Here is a 19,732-nt window from a genome sequence, read left to right as displayed (position 1 = left end):
AGTGCTGAAGGCTATTACAATTTGGGATTAATGTATGAAAACGGTCAAGGCGTTGAAAAAGATTACTCAAAAGCCGTACAGTATTACAAAAAAGCAGCAGAAACGGGTGATGCTTTCGGTTACGATAACCTAGGAGTGATGTATAGAGATGGTCGGGGTGTTGTCCAAGACTACGCAAAAGCTCTGCAATACTTCCAAAAAGCCGTAGAAATGGAGCTTACTGATGGTTATATCAACCTAGGAGGGATGTACATGAGAGGTCGAGGCGTTGAAAAGGACTACTCAAAAGCCTTACAGAACTACCAAAAAGCTGCAGACATGGGGGATAGTTACGGTTATTTAAATCTGGGAGTGATGTATGCAAACGGTAACGGTGTGGGACAGGATAAAGAAATGGCACGGCATTACTTCCAAAAAGCTTGTGATTTAGGCAATCAAACCGGTTGTCAGTATATTAAAAATATCAAATAAGGATAGCAAATAATGAGCGTGTTAAAGAGGTTAGTTGGTCTTATGCGTTCATGTGGGCTACCACTCCGCTACGCTGCGTGGGGTTTGCCACGCCATAACAGCTCTGGCTTTTGGATGGTTATCTACAGGCGTGGCAAACGCAAGGGTTTTAATTATAAAGTTTAATTAAATTTATTAATTTTAATCAAAATTATTAATCATTTTAAATAATATTTAATGCTTAGATTTTCTCTCCATTTTCTCAAGCTCCCGCTCCATTTGCTTGTTTGCTCTATCTTGCATGCTCTCATAGTTAAAAACACTGAGCCCATTGTTGGGTTTGTCTGTGGCATAGGTATGGGCTGTTTTGATGATATCGATAGCAACCTAGCTCTTGCCATTTGGGTATGGGGACTTTGCTTAGGGGTTTTGGTCGTAAATACCTATTCTAGCTCTCTCACGCTTTTGCTCGAAAGCTATGTCTGTATTCTTGTAGGACTCTATTGACAGCGTTATACACAGAACACAAGTTGAAAGTAAGCAGTGTTTTTCTCTATCTAGTTTGGCTAGTTTGCGCAGTTGCACGGGATTCATAATGTCTTTATTCATATAGTCTTGTGTGCAGTAAAAGCTTAAGAGGGGTTAAAAATTTTAATGTTAAAATTGGCGCGTACAAATGGTGAAACTCTTAGGGACGATTTGGAGTATTAGGTTTCTTGCTTAAGGGTTGGGGAGTGTAGTGGGTGACCTCCTGTTAGGAGGTTTCACCATGCGATTGTTGCTAGCATTAGCGGTTTTAATGGTATTCGTCCCACCATTATACTAAAAACGGGGGCGAGCTCTTTTAAGGGCTCGCCCTTAACCGCTAGTGCTATTGTGCCTTAAAAAACTTAAAAACACTTAAGCTAAAAATGCTCTAGGATTGCTTGGAGTGTGCTAGAACGCTAGCTTTGGTTTGTAAAGCGGCTGTGAGCAATTTTAGGCAATGGCTTTTTGGCTATATTGTTCTATCCACTGATGCAACTCTTGCATACTCTCAAATACATACACGAAATAATCAGAGGCATCACATTTGGGTACAGATTTTTTAAAGTAGTCTATGTAGATTTTTTCTTGGTAGAGTTTAGCGTTTTCTAAGTCTTTTGGGCTAGGCTCAATGAGTTTAAACAACGCCCCCACTCTTTTAGTGTTAGGGCTTTTGATGTAAGTGATTAATTGTGCGGTGTTGAAGGTGTGAGATGTGCCTTTTTTACCTTTGCCTTTTGGTGTGACTGCACCTATGGTGTGTGGGGGTTTAGCGTTTTTGCCAAAGTTGTTTAAAAAGTCTTGCGGGCTTGAAAACACATGGGTAAAATATTCTTGTCCATCAGTTTTAAATTTTTCTATGTGTTTTTTATGTTCTTCTGCGGCATAAAAGTCTTTGTCTGTGCCATTGATGATTTCAAATAGAGCAATCACTTCTGTATTAGTTTTGGACAAAATGGTATCTATGAGCTTGACTTGTTTGAAGCTGTGCTGTGGAGTGTTGTTTTCAAAAAATGGAGCGAGCATGCCATGGACACTTTGGATTTGGGCTTTTTGTGTGGTGTTGATGGTGGGGGATTGTTGTGTTTTTGGTGTATTAAAGCGTTCTTGTGTTTTCTCAATCAAGACAAGCAAGTCTTGCATGTGGGCAAAGGCTAGAGTGAAGTAGTCGTGTCCACAGACTTGGCAGTATTTGGTGTAGTCTTGGTAAAGCTGCATCACTTCTAATTGTCCATCAACTAAGGGCGGGGCTCTAAATTGGACAATGAGAGCTTTGCTGTCTTTAGTGGGGACAATCTGCTCTATGGTGGCAAGGGGGATGCTAAAGGGATCGCCCTCTTTATCTTTTAACACTAAATCTACATGCTTGTGCAGGCAGTCATTAAGGATTTTAATGTCTTTTTTACTGAAGTATTTGAGTCTGGGGACTTTGGCATTTTCTAGAGCTTTTTCTAGCTCTTGCATGGCGGGGTTTATGACAACTTCAAAGGTGTAGCCTAATACCCTAGCTCCCCTTTCTCTTGCTTTGTTTTTGATGACTTTAACTGACTTGTAGGGAGGTTCAAAGTGACTTAGTTTTTTGGTTTTTTGGGTGAGTTGTTTAAGTATGGGGTTTAATATGCGATTATCGATGTCGCCGACTTTAAATTTAGGAGGAATGCCCATAAAATCGCGGAAACCTTGTAAGTTGCTCTCATAGACACAGACTTTAAAAACCCCGTTCTTGTCTGTGGCATGTTTAAAACGCTCCAAAAGTCTAAATAAATTCTTAGCATACTTACCACTGATGTCTAAAAAAGTTTGCAGTTGCATGGTGGTGAAGTTCGCTTCTAAGTCGTTTAGTAAGTATGTGAAGTAGGGGTCATTGACCTGTATGTCTAGGTACTCAACATTTTTATTTTTATCAAGCTTCATAGTAAAACGCCTAAAAAACATGACCTTGTCAACCAGCATTGATTGATCGGGTAAATATTTGATGGCATCAAAGTTTGCTCCAGCTATGTTGTTAAATAGCTGTTTGACTGCCTTATACAACTCTTTGTTGTTCATTTTTAAGTCACCCGCCAGAATCTTTAACTCTTGGTGAGTAAAACGGATCACCGTGTCTTTTTTGTCTTTTAGGCGATTAAAAAGGCTAAAGAATAGATTGTTTTCCAATTCACCTAGCATGCCTAGATTAACTTTGTAGATGTTGTTATGCATCACAACTTGCTTAGGATTAGCTATTCTTGTATTTTTGGCTAAAACGGGGGTGTATTCTATATCCTCCCCTGTTAGATTTTCTGTTTTGTTGGGTGCTTTTGGGGTTTTAGCCACTAAGCCTAGTTGTGGCTCTTGTTGTAAAGTTTCTTTGGCCACTTCTTGGGAAATGTGCGCTAGTAGTGAGGTTTGTGGAGTATTTTTGGGATTGTCCACTTCAGTTGGGGCAACTTGGGCAACTTCTGTGGGCGGTGTGGGGATTGTTTGCGTAGTTGAGGGATTATAGAATGATGCATTTTCTCTTTTTGCACCCTCCGTCCATCCCTCCGTCCATGTGGTTAGGGCAGTGCATATATGCTCAATGCAGTCTTTAATGCCATCATCGCAACTTTTATGGATGTCGGGGCGTGTGTTTGTGGTTTTGAGCCTTTCCATGCCATCCATGATGCCGATGAAGTGTTTGATATTTTTAATTGCTTCTTTAGAAGTGTCTAGATCACCTATGTCGCCCTGATCCCATTCATTCTCGTGTTCTAGAATGAAGTTTACAATCTCTTTTAGCTTCTCTGTCTTTTGGGCTAGGATAAATTCATACAGTTCGGTGCTTTTGTCTGTTTCATGCTCTAGCACTGTAAGTGCATCAATGTCGTATTTTAGGTTTCTTACATGCCCGTATAGAGGATTTTTATTATCCATTTTGATAGTTTTTTTCTTTTAAGGTTTTGTGCCAAATTGGCGGGATTATGTCGCATTTATTAAAATTTGTCAAGTAAAACGGAATTTGTCCATGTTAAACCCTAGGTTTTGCGGAATTTGTCCATGTTAAACCCTAGGTTTTGCGGAATTTGTCCATGTTATCAGCGGAATTTGTCCATGAAACCCCCTTCGCCATACATTATATATCTTAAAAAGAATCTAAAAAACTAATTTTTTAAAAACCGCGTGCGGGTGCGCTTGCCCGTGTTACATATTTCTTTTGTGAAAAAAAATTTTTAAGTTTTGTTGAAAAGTTGGTTGAGTGGGTTTAAGGTAAGCCAAGCTGACGCTTGGCATCTATATTGCTCTTGGGGGCAAACCCCCAAACCCCCAAGAGAGGGTTTTGAAGTGAGAGATGAGTTTGTTTTGTGGTTTTATGGTGTCATTGCAGTAAAGAGAGATTTTTGGTTTAAAACACTAAAAACACCCCTGCAATAAAATGGCTTGGGGAGTTCTAAAATGAGAATCTGCGTTTAAAAGGCCGTAGGACGCTTTCTTGGGTTAAAGAGTGTTTGGTATGGGTTAGGGGTAAAGTGTTGGTTGTGGGGGCTTTTAGGGGGCTAGGATAGGATATACAGACAAGAGGTAAAACTCGCAATGGACAATCTACACCTAAAAACCACCCAAAATAGCTTTTTTAGAGTTTTGCATGTAGGACTTTGGAGCTTTGGAGTGGCAATGGGGTTACTTTTTTGGAGTGCTTGCAGTTTTTTGGGATAATGGTGTTTGTTTGGGGTTATTTAGGATTGTTTAAAGAGAGTGAAACAAAGCACTAAAGTGAATATAGCATTTAAATGGCTTTTAAAGGGTCGTAGAGCGAAAGGTTAGGGGTTGGGAGTATCAAACTATGGTTTTGGTGTTAAAAGCGATTGTGGGGGAATGTGAGAGCTTTAGAAAACAATGCTTGAAAAAATTAAGACAAGATAACTGCAACAGCTCGAATTGCCAACATGTCCCTGCACAGATGATAGATGTGATTATGGGGTTGTATGATAATCAGCTAATGCCATCGAAATTACCCTTATCAATCTATGATTTAAGTAGAAACTAATATGTTTTGTGATAGAGTTAGCCAAATTCGGTGTGGATTTCCACCACCTTCGGGTTTCGCCCGGAGGGTTCTGCGATCATTTATCCTAGTTGCTTTTCTTTGCACTATTTTCTATCTCTGTGTTGAGTTCGGGTTGGATCGCTTGGAGCAAATCTTCTAGAAATCTGTCTATCGTGCTGGGACTTAGACCTATAGGTTTTAGGTTTTTAAGTCTTGTGGTGATGTATGGGAACACATATTTATGTCCATATCTAACCTTCAAAATATTTTCCCAATGGTAGCATCTGTTGCGCAGAATCTGCAACAGGTTTAACACTGCGTCTACTTTGTAAGCATTTATGTTCTCAACCTTTTTGCGCTCCAAATATGCATTGCTTGCATTGCTTTTGTCGTATTTGCTAAAGTCCATACTGCTCAAATCGAGTATTGTATTCTGCAGTTTGCTCTCTTTAATGATGCGGATGATGGTGCCTAGTGAAAAGCGCGAAAGATATTGAGAGTGTTTCAATCCTCGATTAGCATCTTTTTTACCTCTTTCTCTCTTTTCTATCTCAAGCCTTGCGTGGTCTATTATTACAGCTACTCTTTTTTCTTCTTCGCTCTCATTGAGTGGATTTACAATCCAATCTGGATTTTTCTTTTTCATCTCAATGTCTAGGATATTTCTCAGACAAATTTCAATAGTGGCTAGGTGTGGAGTGATTTGAGCAATGAGTTGTAAGTTTCTAAAATGTTCCTCAGTGCTTGTGTAAGACTTTAGGCGTTCTGCAGACAGAAGATTTTGAACTGCTCTTTTCATGAAAGCAACTTCCTTATCGTTTTTTGTGTTAATGCTTTTAGTTTAAAGCAGTTTTTTGAAAGTGAGCTAATACGGTAAGATGGATTTATTCCAATGGAGTGTATCTCTCGCTATCTGTGTTTTATGCAATTTTTCAAACCAACAGATGCGCCACTAGGGCTCCAAAGACTTGAAATGGGTGCTTTAGGTTAAAATGGGGTATAGAAGTACAAACATCAAGCGAATTTGAAAAGTAGCTAGAAAATCTAAAAGACCTAAAGGGGCGCAGTGCGGTTGTGCGCCGCTTGCGGACTTTAGAAAGTGGGCATTTTGGCGATCATAAGCACATCACGGGTCAAATCTTTGAGATGTGTATCCATATAGGCGCAGGCTACCACCTTTATGTGGCTAAAAGGGGAGAGGTGTTGGTGATTTTACTGTGGAGCGCCGTGCAGTAGCGCGCTTAAGGCGATAAGAGCACACAACAAAAGGATATAATCAAGGCACAAAAAATCTTGAAGGATTATCCATGTCCGTAACCTTTAAACCCTTTAATGCAGCTGAGTTCTTAGACTCCGATCAAGTGCGCTTAAGTTATCTTAGAGCTGTTTTAGAGAATGGCGACATAGCAGAACTTAAAGATACTCTAGCGGTTATTGCTGAGTCTAAAGGCATTGACTTACCCCCTTTTGAGGGAGATGCTCTTGAGTTTGCAAGAGTTTTAAAGAAATTAGGTTTTGGGTTGCAGTCTTTGGATGAGATGCAAAAGGTACAGAAACAAAACACTGCCTAAATTCCCCACATAGGGGCTTTAACTTCCCTTTAACACGAAAAATTGCTGTAGGGTGTTGAGTGGGTGCAATACCCAAAAGCCCCCAAACCCCCAAGAGAGGGTTTTGAAGTGAGAGATGAGTTTGTTTTATGGCTTTATCACGCCATAAAACATCAAAAACGCCCCTACAATATCAAAGAATGGCTAAAAAATGGTTTGAGGAATTCTAAAATGAAAATTGATATTTAGAAGCCCATAAAACGCCTTCTTGGGTTAAAAGGAAAGGTATAAAGAAAGGTACAACAGAGAAAGAAGCGGACTAGACAAGTGGATATAGCCATAGAACGCTATAAGACTGCTCGGAATTAAGGAGTTCATCTTGGGGCATGATCGACCCCCATCAAACTTTTTACACTAAGATGAGCGATGACTATTTTTCTCAATCACCTCAATGGTTTTTTTCATCACCCCTAAGTTTTTATACAAATCCCTATCCCCAATGACATAAAACTCTTCTTTGGCTCTTGTGGCAGCGACATTGACAATATTAGGCTCACCCACCGCCCAAGCCGCCGCCCCTTTAGAGTTTTCATCAGCCCCTAGGACAAAATACACAATCTTGGCTTCTTTGCCTTGAAAGGTGTGCACCGTGCCGACATCTCTTTTATGTTTAAAACCTAAATCCTTTAAAGACTCTGCGAGCTTAAAGGCAACATTTCTAAAAGGTGAAATCACATAAATCGCGTCTTTGTTTTCTTTGTCTTTAATGCCCTCTGGGGTTGCTTTCAGTTCTGGGTTTTCTTGCAATTTTGCTTCAATCAGCTCTTTTAAAAAATTTGCTTGCTCTAGCACAAATTTATTGTCAGCACGCCCCTTGACATCGTAAAATTGTGCTTTGCCCAAAGATTTATCTTTATCCTTGCCTTGCACCATTAAGCCATCATAAGAAATAGCATTAGATATATCAAACATGGGGCTGTTGCAACGCCTGTGCACCCATAAGGGGATACCAATATAACTCTTGTCTTGTTTTTGGTAACCATAGGGGCTGATATAGTCCATGATGCTTTGCACAGAGGTTTCATAGCTTAAAAAGTGTTCTGTTACATTGTATTTTCTAGCAATGATATTAAGCATGCTTGGGTGCAAACTAAGCACAGGCTTGATTTGCGAAGGATCACCCACAGCCATGACCTTTTGACTTCTAAAGAGTGCGCCCACACAACTTTGGGGCACGGCTTGTCCTGCCTCATCAATGAACAGATTGCCGACAAAATCTGTTTCTTTACCCAAAGCATTGAACATGCGCTGAAAACTGGCAAAAGTGGTGCTGATGACAGGGATAGCTAGATTAATCCAATGAAAAGCCCCTTTCAATAATTCTTTGCCATTTTCCTTGTCTTTAAGTTTATAGGCATTGCCCCATATGTCTTTGGCATTTTTAAGATTGTCTAAATTGTCCAGTAAAAATTGCTTTTTTACCCCTAAAGCTAATAAAAAGAGTTGGCTTTGTAATTTTCTAAAGTCGGCATTGAACCAAGGGTTAGACTTTTGCAAATCCTCATAAGAGAGCGAAAAATCTAGGGGATTAATGGTATTGTCTTGGGTGTTTGACAAATGGGTTATTCTTTGTCCTAAGTTCTCTAAATTCTTAGTGCCTTGTGTGACAAACTGCTTAAAATTTTCTTGTAAGTTTTGTTGCTCTTGGTCTATGTTTAAAGCTTGTAACCGTTGTAATTCTGTCAAAAGGCGGTTGTAGTGGGCTTGTTTTTCTTTCTTTTGTTGGACAAAATCCTTGAGGTTTTCTAGAATTTGTTGTTCTTGTTCTGTTTGCAATCTAAAACTAGGGGTTTTAAAGACCCGAGCAAAGAAGCTGGGCTTGTTAGACTCTAAGACTCGTTGTTCTTCTCTTAAAGTTTGCAAATGCGTGTCTATGCTAGACAAATGCATTTGGATTTGCCCCATTTCTTGTGTTAAGGCTTGTTTCTTTGTTTCTATATTGGTTTTACTATGCTCTAACTCATAGAGTTTTGCATCCAATTCATTCTTTTTTCTAACTTTAGCACTTTCAAAGTCTTTTTTCTTGGCAATGTATTCTTGTCGCAAATGGCTTAACTCGGTCAAGCTCTGGCTATACGCTTGCATCTTTTGACGCTTCTTGTCTACATGGCTGTAGAGAGCTAAAAAAGCTTTGTAAATGTCAAAACAATCTTGCCTGGTGTCTTTATCATCATCTTGAAAATCTAGAATATCTAAAAAATCTACATCAACGGGAAAATGCGCTTTAATATAAGCTTTGAGCCATGTTTGGCATGTATGCTTTGAATCCTGTTTGTTTTGCAAATCCTGCAGAGTTTCTACCATTGCTTCTATTTTTTCTAATAGTTTTTTGACGTTGGCGGATGCCCCGCCTTCAAGCGCAAACAAACCCCAGTTTTGTTCTCCCTCATCGTCTTTTATTTCATTGTTAGCCACTTTTGAAAAGTAGTCTATCTTTTCTGCCAACTCTTTAAACTCGTTTGCAATTTCTTTGCTTTTAGGCAACTCTTTGACAATATTTTGCACTGCTCCATTGTTAGAGCTAGCTACTAAGATGTTTTTATCCGCTATATTCTCAGGCAAAAGACCCAACTCAGCCATCTCCGTTTTAGACAACTTGCAATTAACATGGCTTTTAATGGTCTTATCTTTTAATTGCACAATCTCATAGGCTTGGCGCACCACAAGCTCAGCAAAAACATCCTTTAAGAGCGTGGTTTTGCCCGTGCCTGGCGGTCCATTGACACTTCTTAAAGGTTCATTGTTTTCATCTAGGGCAATGTTTAAAGCCACTTGTTGCATGAAAGAGAGGGCGTATTTGCTGTCCGCCACAAAACGCCCCAAAGGGTAGTTTTTAGGGGCTAAAATCTCATGAAACAAACTGGGGTTAAAGTTAGGTGAGCTGCTTTTGCTGTCACAATTCTTTTTGGCTTTATTGGATTTGCTAAAGTAAGTGGTGAGATTTTTATTGTTTAGAGTCTTGGCTATCTGTAGATCTTTGATAAAAAAAGAATGTAAATTAGTGAGTTCTGTGTCTATATTTTTGAGCAAAGCAAATCTAAAATTGTCCTTATCTACTTTATATTTTTCATAGAGATCTAGAAAGGTTGCATCAAACCCTTGTTCCTCAAATTGTATCTGCAATGCATGCTTAAGCTCTTTTTCATGGGCTTGCATGTCTTCTGTAAGATCCCCATTTTCACGCACATAAGCACTCATTGTGTAAAAAGTCTTGTCTTCTACAAAACTTAAGTCTTTGTCGAACACAAGAGCCAAACTGAACTTATCACCTTTAACGATGTCGTCATTGTCATCCTCAGCCTGGATGTTGTATTTTTCTCTAAAAATTTGCACGATTTCCTCAAAGGCAAAAATCCCAAAGTAACACACAAGTCCTACTTTCCTATCGTCTTGTATTTTTTGTCTATCTTTGAATGCTTGCAACTCATTTAAAAAATATTGCTTGTAGTCTTTTTGATCGGGCAACTCAAAGTCAAGTGTGCCAAGGGGTTTTAGCTTTTTGTCTCTTTTGTCAATATCCCCCTCACCTAAATATTCCACAATAGTATAGGCATCTAAGATATTTTCTTTGAGATTTTGCACCGCTCTTATATTCCTAAAATTTGGTTTTGCGCTAAATCCTAGTAGTCTAGCAAATATAGGCTAATGTGTTAGATACACTTGCTTGGGTGAGTTGCTTAGAGCGCTGAAAAGAATCGCCAAGTTAAGCAGTTGTGGTTTTTTGGGTGTTTTAAAAAATTTTTGAAAGTGCAATTTTCTAGGGTTTTTTGGACTGATTTGGACTTTTCTTTTGCTCGTTTTTTTGAAATTCTGAACTTTGGGCTAGTTTTCCCCCTTGAATTTTTATATTTTGAGCTAGTTGTTTTTTCAACTGGCGGTTCTCTTTTATCACTTTATTTTTTTCTTTTCTAAGCTCTGCGTTCTCTTTGACTAAAATTTTGATCTGCTCCAAGGGGTCATGTTCCATGGCTCTATTTTCCTGTTCTGCTGCGTGGGCTGGATTGTTTATGGGGGATTGAGATTGAATGAGACGAAGTAGACCATCACTTAACCCTAACAGCTCGCTTATTTTTTTTATTATGAAACTTAGGATTGCCCCCAAAATAGAACTTGAGCCTTGAGGGTCAGTAAAATCGTTTCCTTTTTGAAAGGAAGTTAAATTTGAGTTTGAGCTTGGAAGTTCAATAGAGCCGTTTTCTTTTTGACAAGCAATATGGTCTAAGATTTCTTGCATGACTTTTCTATTGCGCTCGATACAAGCTGTGAGCATGTCGATGATTTCTTATCTTTTCTGCCACTCTGCTTGTTGTAAGATGCGTTGGTTGTCATAGGCAATGCAAGAGTCAATGAGTTTCTCTCGGCTGTAATACTTTAAACGCTGGCGGTCTTTGGAGCTTGGGGCTTGGCGGTCTAGCAGAGCTTGGCGGTCTTGGACTTGCTGTTTAAGGTCTTGGTTTTCTTGCTCTAGCTCTTGGCTTTTCTGTTGGCGGTCTTTGATCTGTTGCTCTAGGTTGGCTATGTTAGCTTTTAGATCGGCGATGCTAATGCCCTTTTGTTTGAGAGCCCTTAAATCTCGGTAGTCTTGGGGAGTGTAAAGCTTGTTGTCGCCCAGCTCTTTGTTGATGGCGATCCACTCTTTGACATGGGCTTCTATGATCTGCTTACACTCGTTGAAACTCAAAAGCTGGGGCTTGGGATTGGGGGCAATTTGCTGGCAGATGGTGTTTAAAGCTTGGTGTTCTTGCTCTTGGGCTTCTTTAAGCTGGGCTATTTCAACTCTTAGGGGGCTGGCTTTCTCTTGCATTGTCTTGGCATAGACTCTAGGCTCAATGCGCTTTCTGTAAGTGCCCTTTATAATCAGCTTGTGGTTGCTGTCGTATTTGTTGTTCTTATACTGCCCCCGCTCCATATCCAAAATCTGTGCCACTTCTGTCTGTATGCGCTCAAAAGCCGCCCGCTCGCTCTTAAAAGGCACGCCATCTTTGCTGATCTTGCGCATAAGGCTCTTGCCCGTGTCGGGGTGCAACATGACAAACTCCATGTGGGCGTGATGGTTAATGTGCGTTTGCCCAGTGCCCTCATCAATGTACCCCTCATCTCGGTGTATGGCAATTTGGTAGCATTGAAACCCATAGTGGTCTTTAAAGTGCTTGGAGATCTTATCTAGGTCTGCCATGGTGCTCGTGTCTTTGAGATTAACGACAGCACTCCAAAGGTAATTTGTGGCTTTAAAAGGCTGGTTAAACTTTTGCTTGTAATGCTCTTTGGCTTGGGCGACGAGCCGTTCTCTTTTGGCTAGAGCTTCTTGGGCTTTTATGGGGCACTCTATGTCTAGCCCTTTATTGACCAGCAAGTAAGTGGGGGGGCGTGTGCGATCGTTGTGCTCTAGCTGGATTGCATTAGTGGGCTTGAAGTTGATAGAGGCAATGTTTCCCATTGAATGCATTATAGTTGTGGTTGCCTGATATTTGAAGCAACTAGCTTTGGGGTCTTTTGGTAAATGGGCTTTCTTGCTGTTTTTTTTGTCGTGGACTGAATGGTTTTAAAAGGAAGAATAAGTGAGGAAAGGATGCGCGGTTATACTATGTGAAGTGGAGGTTTCTTTAGTCTGTCTTTTGTTTAAGTTTTAGGGTTGCCTATATGGTTACTTAATATATATTTAAATCAACAAAAAATCTAGGGGTTCTAGACTGGGGGTTTTTGACTCAAAGACAGAGTGAGCAAAACAAGTTAGATTGTGGCATGCATTTTTGTTTACTCGCCCCAACCTTTACCAGAACCCCGCTGATCCTAATCCAAAGAAACGCTGATCCCCAGCTGAACCCCTTTGGGTTTTCGTTTGCTACGCTCCCCAGCTGGGGCTAAGGTTTTTTGGTCTTCGGGCGTGGGAGTTCTAGCAAAGGAAAGGCTGGAGCGGGAGAAAAACAAAAAAAATTGTATTAAGAGAGAAAGGCAGGCTTATTTGGGATTTGTTGGGGCTTGTTTGCTGGATTGGGCTTTATGGCTTAAATGGGCTTTGTATTCTGATCAGAGCTGGGGACAAGCTATTACGAAAATAGAGAAAATTAAGTTACTTTTAATTGTTTTGAGCTTTAGATTTGCTGTTGTTTATTAACATTGGTTTAGCTTATGTCACTTAAAAGTTGCTTAATAGTTACTTGGCATTTGCTTAAAGGCTTTGCATTTTGGTTTAGCTTTATGTGCCTAACTCATACCAAAATAGAAAACTTTTAAGTTGCTTTTAATTATTGCAAGTTGCATGTAAAACACGATAAATGTAAATTGATTTAACTTCGGTTACTTAATAGTAGCTTAAAAGTTGCATGATTTTGGCTTGGTATTTTGCTTAATGGAGCTTGTGGGGCAAGGGGGCAAGAGATGGCTTTTCATGGCTTTTTGGGGCTGGTGTGAGAGATATTGCCCTTTTAAATGCGGGGCAGACAGATACCAAAAACAAATCCTTTAATCCACTTAGAACAATGCCTTTTAGCGGGGACAGATAGAGCCTTTTTGCTGTAAGCGGGGGGCAGAGAGAGCTTTGTATGCGGTGTTTGCTGGCTTGAGAGTGAGCCCTTTTAATGCAGTGTGTGCTTGAGAGATGAGCTTTAATGGCAAGATGGGATAAGAGAGATATTTGCTTGGGTTACAAAATGTAGCTTTTGACAGAGCACAAAGGCAAATTAAAAGGGCTAAAATTGCTTGAGAGAGATTGCTTTTTAATGACATGTATGCCAAAGACAGATATTGCAGTGATTGCAAAAATGCCGTTTTAGACAGACCGCCTTTACAAATTAAGCAAAACGGTAGTGTCCCCCTTGCGGGGTTGCTTAATTTGCAAATTAAGCAACCCCCCTATAAAAGGGGGACGCTGCGCTTTGCTTTGTTTGCCCCACAGCACACCGCAAGGGTGCGCGCTAAAGCTCTGTGCTGTGGGGGAGAGAGATGGGGATTTTATGCCAAATGAGTTTGTCTGTGTCGTTTTCGGCAAAAAGGGGGATTAAGATGTTGGGTGAATTGCAAAAGTGCAGTTTTAGACAGATGCTCCAACAAATAGGCATAACAGAAGACTTAGAGGCTATTCGTATCAAAAAGCACTGCACTCCCACAAGTTGAAATATGCATTCCACTCTTTGATTTTAAAGCTTCTGATTTTAAGAGATACTGCTGTGCCTTTTGATTGCCCTCAGAATCCCCTTGTGAACCATATATGATGAACAATGCTTGATAAGTTCGTTCAAGATCAGCTCCATCAAGTCCCGTATCTATGGCTTTTTGGAGATATTTTAATGCTTTGGCATTGCTACGAGGAATGCCCAAAACAGCATTTAAGTAGGAGTGCATAATCCCTAATTGGTAATATCCCTTAGCATCTCCCAAATCTCCAGCTTTTTGGAGATATTGTATAGCTTTAGAAGCGTTTCTATCAACACCACTTCCGTATGCATATAATAAACCTAAGCCATAATAGCCCTTGGCACTTCCCATGTCTGCAGCCTTTTGAAAAAACTGTAGTGCTTTGGAATAATTTTGAGCAACGCCTTGACCTTTTGCGTACATGACTGCCAAGCCAACATAACCGTTAGCATCCCCCTTGTCTGCCGCCTTTTGGAAATATTGTGAGGCTTTGGAGTCATCTTGAAATGCACATTTTGGGTCGTGGTACATAAGTCCTAGGTTATAATCACCCTCAGCACTCCCCTTATCCGCCGCCTTTTGAAAAAATTGTAAAGCTTTGGAGGCATCTTTTTTAAAATACTCGCCATAGCCTTGTTTGTATACAGTTCCTAGATTATTGTAAGCTTCAGCACTCCCCATGTCTGCAGCTTTTTGGATGTATTGCAATCCCTTTGAAAAATCCTGAGCAACTCCACGACCATTAGTGTACATAATCCCTAAATCGTTGTAAGCTTCAGCACTCCCCATGTCTGCGGCTTTTTGGAAGTATTCTAATGCTTTTGCATAACTTTTTTGGTTGAAGTAAGTTTCAGCCGTTTTGAGGTATTCTTTTGCATCATTTGCATGGCAAATCCCCAAACTCATCAAGAGAGCAACAAAAACTAAAAAAGCATATTCACGCAACATTACTTTGGTACTAGAAAAAGTTGTAATCACCCTACACAAAAGCCAAGACATACACACAATCCTTTCTTAATTGCTATAGCATCTTAATTGCCATAGCAGACAGACTAACTAATACATTGTAACATAAAAGCTTGTTAGGTATCGTTACATAGAGCGGAGCTTAATTGGCCTTTATGGGCAATTTAGACAATGACTTTTTGGCTGTATTTTTCTATCCACTCTTTCGGATGTAGAGAAAAACTCTGTGCTGTGAGGAAGAGAGATAGACTACTTGTTTTTAGATTAGCCCAAGCCATATTAAAATTTTTCTTGTATGATTTACATAAATCGCATGTGATTGTGCTAGAATCTAGGCAATTTTTTTATCCACAGGTGCTCATGAAAACACACGCCGTTTTTGCCTTCTCTCTCTCTCTAATAACCTCTCTAAACGCTTTTGAAGGGATTAATCCCTCTTCACAGCAAGATGGTAGTGCTAATCCTTCACTGCAACAAGGTGAAGGGATTAACCCTTCGTTACAACAAGGTCTAGTTAGACAAGCCAATCCGGGGACTTCGCCCGCTTGTATCAGGGCACAAAAATTTTCTGATGCCTATAGCAGATCTTTGTTAAGACCCTACAACACCTACGACGAGGATGACTCAGGGTCAGGTTTATTTTCTTTAATGGTGCTTTTTAGCGCGGCTTCGGTGTGTGAAACCCACGAAATTCAGTTAAGCCCCGATGTGCAAAAAGGGCTTATGGCCCAGAGCGAGCAACAATACAAACAAGCCTTTGATGCGTTTTTAGCCGCAGACAGAGCAGGGGATATGTTTGGCAGTGCCCTTTTGGGGGGATTGTATGCAGAGGGCAAGGGAGTGGAAAAAAACACAGCAAGGGCAGAGACCTACTTTAACAAGGTCCTCAGCAATGCTGCGGTGAAAGATTCTGCCGTGAATTACAAGACTTCTTACTATGCATGGCATGGGGCGGATTTTATGCACTCCTCAGTGGCTCTAGCACGGATCACCGCACGGTTAGGCCTTGCACAAATCTATGAAAAAACAAACCCCAAAGAGTCCTTTAAGTTGTATCGGCTCATTCTAAGAAACATCGGGGCAAATTGGGGAACCACGACTTCAGGGCAGTTACTCAATGCGGTAACGCTAGGGTTTGGTTACTCTATGGCCTCTCGTGCCATCAATTTAAAAGCCCTTGACCCTTCAGCCACTAAAGACCCCTATGCCAAGCAGCTCATCAGCATTGCCCTTTATAAAATTGGCATGGCGTATAAAGAGGGCAGAGGGACGCATGTGAAACGCAAAAAAGCCATTGAGTTTTTAGAAAAGGCGCGGGATTTTGGCAATCAAAAGGCGATTGAAGCATTGCGGGGCTTATTATAAATTTAGTAGGAAGAAAAGATGGGTGCTTTAGTAAAAAAATGGGTTGTTTGTTTTTGTTTGGCTTTATTTGTGATGGCACGCTTAGGGGCAGAGACAGCAGGCGATGATTTGGTGCAACTTGGCATGCAGGCGGAGGCAAAAAAACAATATGCACAAGCTTACCAAGCCTACAGCCAAGCTTACGATCAAAAGAACAATTTAGGCACCGCTCTTTTAGCGAATTTGCTGATGAAGGGGCTTGGGTGCAAGGCTGATCCCTTTAAGGCAAGGATGTTGTTTGAGGGGGTGCTCAAAGGAGAGGGCTTGGTGTATATGCAAAACAACACGGACAATAACTTTGCTGCAAGTTTGATGTCTAGTTTAGGGCTTGCTGATATAGAGCAACAGGGTCTAGGTGTGCCAAGAGATCCTAAAAAAGCCTTAAAAGACTACAGAAAAATCATTTTAGGTTTAGGCACAAGCGGGCAAGCTACGCTAGCGAGCGAAAAAAGCCCAGTCTTGGGACTTGTGGGAATCCTTGTGGCCTCCCCTTTTGCCCACACGATTAACCTTGGCCGTTTAAAAGTGGGACAATTTAAGAAATACCCTATCACAAGGAAAGTGGTTGGGGTGGTACTCTACAGAATTGGCATGGCTTATAAAGAAGGGATTGGCACCTCTGTTAAGAAAAAGAAAGCCCTAAAATTCCTCAATAAAGCTGTGGAGTTTGGCAATGAGGAGGCGATGGGGGCTGTGGAAGCGTTAAGGTAGGTTTATATCTTGGATACAAGGATGGTAGATGAAAAGCGTGTTTAAAAGATTGGTTGGTGTGGTTTTACTTGGTGCGGTTTGTGTGGGGGGTGTGTATGCAAATGGAGAAGCGGATCAGTATTTTGACATTGCGAATAAGGCTTATGGTGAAAAGAATTACGCAAAAGCTTTAGAGTACTTCCAAAAAGCGGCAGACATGGGAAATGCTGATGGGTATAACAACTTAGGGTCGATGTATGCAAATGGTACAGGTGTCCCTCAAGACTACAAAAAAGCCATGCAATACTACCAAAAAGCTGGGGATATGGGGAATGCTAGCGCATATGCCTCTTTAGGTTTTATGTACCGTGATGGCAAAAGTGTTGCTAAAAACACTAAAAGCACAAAAAACACAGAAGAAGCCCTTTTAGACAACTTATTATATGCTCCAGGACAAAAAGAAGCGGCTAAAGCCCTGCAATACTTCCAAAAAGCAGCAGATATGGGGAATGCTGAAGGGTTTTTAGGCTTGGCTAGCATGTATCAAATGGGATGGGGTGTAGTGCAAGATGAACAAAAGGAGAGAAGTTATGAACAAAAAGCTTGTGATATGGGCAATAGCGATGCTTGCGATGCTCTAGCTAAGTCTCATCCCTAAAGTATTTTAAACAACCGAAAAGTGAAAGTTCAACATAAGGATCACAGAGTGGCAAGTGTGTTTCAAAGATTAATGGGTGTGGTGTTCATCAGTGCCACTTGTTTAGGGGGCGTGGGGGTCAGCGATCAAGTGAAGCAAACCCTTGATTTGGCAAGAAAGGCGTATATGGCCGGCGATTATGCTAAGGCTTTAGAGTACGACCAACAAGCCGCCAAAATGGGGAGTGCTCGGGCTTATGTCAATTTAGGGGATTTGTATAAACTGGGCGATGGGGTAAAAAAGATATGGCAAAAGCCACACAATACTACCAAAAAGCAGCAGACATGGGAGATGCGCGTGGTTATATCGGCTTGGGCAACATGTCTCAATTTGTCCAAAAAGACCATCAAAAAGCCATGCAATACTACCAACAAGCCGCTAAAATGGGGAGTGCTTTGGCCTATAGAATCTTGTGGCAGATGTATGAACTTGGCCAAGGTGGGGTAAAAAGAGATACGGTTAAAGCCACACAATACTATCAACAAACCATGCAAGCCTATAAAAAAGCAGGAGATAGTGGGGATGCTTTGGCTTATGTTAGTTTAGGGCTCATGTATTCAGAACCACATAGACCAAGCGATCACCCAGATTATCCTAAAGCCATGCAATATTTTAAAAAAGCCATAGACATGGGAGAGCCGGCGGGTTACTACGCTTTGGCTGAGATGTATCGATCCGGCCAAGGAGTTAAAGCGGATATGAAAATAGCGGGGCAATACTACCAAAAGTCTTGTGATTTGGGCTTTCAAGGGGCTTGTTGGAGGGCAAAAAGATATGGTGCCACGCCTAAAAGTGAGCCAAACCATGCAAATAACAATGAAGAGGCGGATAAGTATCTTGATATTGCACATAAAGCTTATGATGAAAAAAATTATTCTAAAGCCGTGCAATACCTCCAAAAAGCTGTAGAGATGGGGAATAGCAGTGCTTTTTATAACTTGGGGAGCATGTACGAACATGGGAAAGGTCTCTCTCAAGACTACTCCAAGGCCTTGGAGTACTACCAAAAAGCTGCAGAAAAAGGAGATAATGAAATAAAAGCTGCTGCTTATAGTAATTTGGGCTCTATGTACCAAAATGGTCGAGGCGTTGCACAAGACTATTCAAAAGCCGTTGCCTATTATTTGAAAGCCAAAGATCTTGGATATGCTGAAGCTTACCTTAACCTTGGGTATATGTTTGAGCATGGTCAAGGTGTCCCCAAGGACTATTCCAAAACTCTAGAATATTTCAAAAAGGCTATAGAGGTAGGGAATAGTGAGGCAAAAGCTGCTGCTTATAGTAATTTGGGCTCTATGTACCAAAATGGTCGAGGCGTTGCACAAGACTATTCAAAAGCTCTAGAATACTATCAAAAGTCTATAGATGCAGGTGGGGGTTCTGCTTATGTTAATCTGGGAGTCATGTACTATACAGGCGAGGGTGTTATTCAAGATTACAGAAAAGCTGCAGAATATTTTCAGAAAGCGGCAAATATGGGATATGCTGAAGCCTATAGTAGTTTGGCGTACATGTATGAAAATGGTCGAGGTATTCCAAAAAGTACTCAAAAAGCTCAAGAATATTACCAAAAAGCTTGTGATATGGGTGATAAGGATTCTTGTGCTTCCTTGGCAAAAATGCATCCTTGAAAGTTTGTTGAGAAAATGGGCTGTGTGTCGGTTATATATGGTTTTTGTTGGAGCTATAAAAGTTTGAGTCTTTAGAATATTTTACAATCTTAGATACAAGGATAGTAAAGGGGAAAAGATGGCAAGTTTTTTAAAGAGTGTGTGTCAGGCAACACTACTGGTCTCATTGTGCTTGAGTGGGGTTTATGCAGGTGGAGAGGCAGATCGGTATTTTGATCTTGCTGGAGATGCCTATAAAAACAAAGACTACTCAAAAGCTACGCAATACTTCCAAAAAGCAGCAGAAATGGGGAGTGCTAGTGCTTCTAACAACTTGGGAGTGATGTATAGAGCTGGTCAAGGCGTTGAAAAAGACTACGAAAAAGCTCTAAAATACTTCCAAAAAGCCGCAGAAATGGGGGATGCTAAGGCTTCTAACAACTTGGGAGTGATGTACAAAGTGGGTCAAGGTGTCGTCTGAGACTACTCAAAAGCTGCGCAATACTTCCAAAAAGCCGCAGAAATGGGGAGTGCTGAAGGCTATTACAATTTGGGATTAATGTATGAAAACGGTCAAGGCGTTGAAAAAGATTACTCAAAAGCCGTACAGTATTACAAAAAAGCAGCAGAAACGGGTGAT

Annotated in this window: 16 protein-coding genes and 3 pseudogenes; 13 read left to right on the top strand and 6 right to left on the bottom strand. The window is 40.8% G+C overall.

The annotated features are described in order from the left end of the window. Positions 1-471: tetratricopeptide repeat protein (locus tag QSJ47_RS07465; protein WP_285602952.1), on the top strand; the 471-nt coding region annotated here is incomplete at its 5' end. Positions 472-1,428: 957 nt separating this feature from the next. On the opposite strand, the gene QSJ47_RS07460 is transcribed toward QSJ47_RS07465, so the two are convergent. Next, positions 1,429-3,870 carry a replication initiation protein gene (locus QSJ47_RS07460; RefSeq protein WP_285602951.1) on the bottom strand — a complete coding sequence of 814 codons (2,442 nt, stop codon included), beginning with the start codon at positions 3,868-3,870 and terminating at the stop codon, positions 1,429-1,431. A gap of 1,196 nt (positions 3,871-5,066) precedes the next feature. After that, complete coding sequence (locus tag QSJ47_RS07455) at positions 5,067-5,780, bottom strand: hypothetical protein (protein ID WP_221272676.1); 714 nt, start codon at positions 5,778-5,780, stop codon at positions 5,067-5,069. Positions 5,781-6,055: 275 nt separating this feature from the next. Here QSJ47_RS07455 and QSJ47_RS07450 point away from each other — a divergent pair, with 275 nt between their 5' ends. Both QSJ47_RS07450 and QSJ47_RS07445 read left to right on the top strand, forming a co-directional pair. Beyond that, a complete protein-coding gene (locus QSJ47_RS07450; protein ID WP_260321752.1) occupies positions 6,056-6,217 on the top strand; it encodes a hypothetical protein in 162 nt (53 codons plus the stop codon). A gap of 71 nt (positions 6,218-6,288) precedes the next feature. Then, positions 6,289-6,552 (top strand): helix-turn-helix domain-containing protein, encoded by a 264-nt coding sequence (locus tag QSJ47_RS07445; protein ID WP_221272675.1) that lies wholly within the window; start codon positions 6,289-6,291, stop codon positions 6,550-6,552. A gap of 393 nt (positions 6,553-6,945) precedes the next feature. Here QSJ47_RS07445 and QSJ47_RS07440 read toward each other — a convergent pair whose 3' ends face one another. The 3 genes from QSJ47_RS07440 to QSJ47_RS07430 form a co-directional block, all read right to left on the bottom strand. Continuing rightward, on the bottom strand, positions 6,946-10,173 hold the full coding sequence (locus QSJ47_RS07440) for a DEAD/DEAH box helicase (RefSeq protein ID WP_285602950.1): 3,228 nt from the start codon (positions 10,171-10,173) through the stop codon (positions 6,946-6,948). A gap of 175 nt (positions 10,174-10,348) precedes the next feature. Then, positions 10,349-10,825, bottom strand: coding sequence for a hypothetical protein (locus QSJ47_RS07435; protein WP_285602949.1), 477 nt, complete (start codon positions 10,823-10,825; stop codon positions 10,349-10,351). 48 nt (positions 10,826-10,873) lie between these two features. Beyond that, complete coding sequence (locus QSJ47_RS07430; RefSeq protein WP_285602948.1) at positions 10,874-12,028, bottom strand: hypothetical protein; 1,155 nt, start codon at positions 12,026-12,028, stop codon at positions 10,874-10,876. Between the two features lie 447 nt (positions 12,029-12,475). On the opposite strand from QSJ47_RS07430, the gene QSJ47_RS07425 reads away from it, so the two are divergent. Further along, on the top strand, positions 12,476-12,706 hold the full coding sequence (locus tag QSJ47_RS07425) for a hypothetical protein (RefSeq protein ID WP_221272685.1): 231 nt from the start codon (positions 12,476-12,478) through the stop codon (positions 12,704-12,706). Positions 12,707-13,300: 594 nt separating this feature from the next. Further along, on the top strand, positions 13,301-13,555 hold the full coding sequence (locus tag QSJ47_RS07420) for a hypothetical protein (RefSeq protein ID WP_285602947.1): 255 nt from the start codon (positions 13,301-13,303) through the stop codon (positions 13,553-13,555). A gap of 104 nt (positions 13,556-13,659) precedes the next feature. On the opposite strand, the gene QSJ47_RS07415 is transcribed toward QSJ47_RS07420, so the two are convergent. Further along, entirely contained in the window at positions 13,660-14,724 is a 1,065-nt protein-coding gene (locus QSJ47_RS07415; RefSeq protein ID WP_221272684.1) for a tetratricopeptide repeat protein, read from the bottom strand. A 555-nt stretch (positions 14,725-15,279) separates the two neighbouring features. Between QSJ47_RS07415 and QSJ47_RS07410 the strand changes: the two genes are divergently transcribed. From QSJ47_RS07410 to QSJ47_RS08235, 8 genes and pseudogenes are all read left to right on the top strand, one after another. Further along, a complete protein-coding gene (locus QSJ47_RS07410; protein ID WP_221272683.1) occupies positions 15,280-16,056 on the top strand; it encodes an SEL1-like repeat protein in 777 nt (258 codons plus the stop codon). A 606-nt stretch (positions 16,057-16,662) separates the two neighbouring features. Next, positions 16,663-16,806 (top strand): annotated as a pseudogene (locus tag QSJ47_RS08285) (sel1 repeat family protein); the annotation flags it as partial. Positions 16,807-16,834: 28 nt separating this feature from the next. Next, entirely contained in the window at positions 16,835-17,443 is a 609-nt protein-coding gene (locus QSJ47_RS07400) for a tetratricopeptide repeat protein (protein ID WP_221272681.1), read from the top strand. Between the two features lie 269 nt (positions 17,444-17,712). Further along, positions 17,713-17,769, top strand: a pseudogene (locus QSJ47_RS08245) (hypothetical protein); the annotation flags it as partial. Then, complete coding sequence (locus tag QSJ47_RS07395; protein WP_347709920.1) at positions 17,767-19,113, top strand: SEL1-like repeat protein; 1,347 nt, start codon at positions 17,767-17,769, stop codon at positions 19,111-19,113. The pseudogene QSJ47_RS08245 and the gene QSJ47_RS07395, both read left to right, overlap by 3 nt. Before the next feature lie 118 nt (positions 19,114-19,231). Continuing rightward, positions 19,232-19,573: a tetratricopeptide repeat protein gene (locus QSJ47_RS07390; protein WP_285602946.1), complete on the top strand. Its 342-nt coding sequence runs from the start codon at positions 19,232-19,234 to the stop codon at positions 19,571-19,573. Continuing rightward, a pseudogene (locus QSJ47_RS08240) lies at positions 19,574-19,624 on the top strand (hypothetical protein); the annotation flags it as partial. Next, positions 19,616-19,732 (top strand): SEL1-like repeat protein (locus tag QSJ47_RS08235; RefSeq protein ID WP_352155447.1); only part of this gene is annotated, 117 nt, incomplete at its 3' end. The pseudogene QSJ47_RS08240 and the gene QSJ47_RS08235, both read left to right, overlap by 9 nt.

The organism is Helicobacter sp. NHP22-001 (assembly GCF_030270165.1).
Lineage (GTDB): Bacteria > Campylobacterota > Campylobacteria > Campylobacterales > Helicobacteraceae > Helicobacter > Helicobacter gastrofelis.
This window is presented reverse-complemented; position numbering and strand designations above follow the sequence as displayed.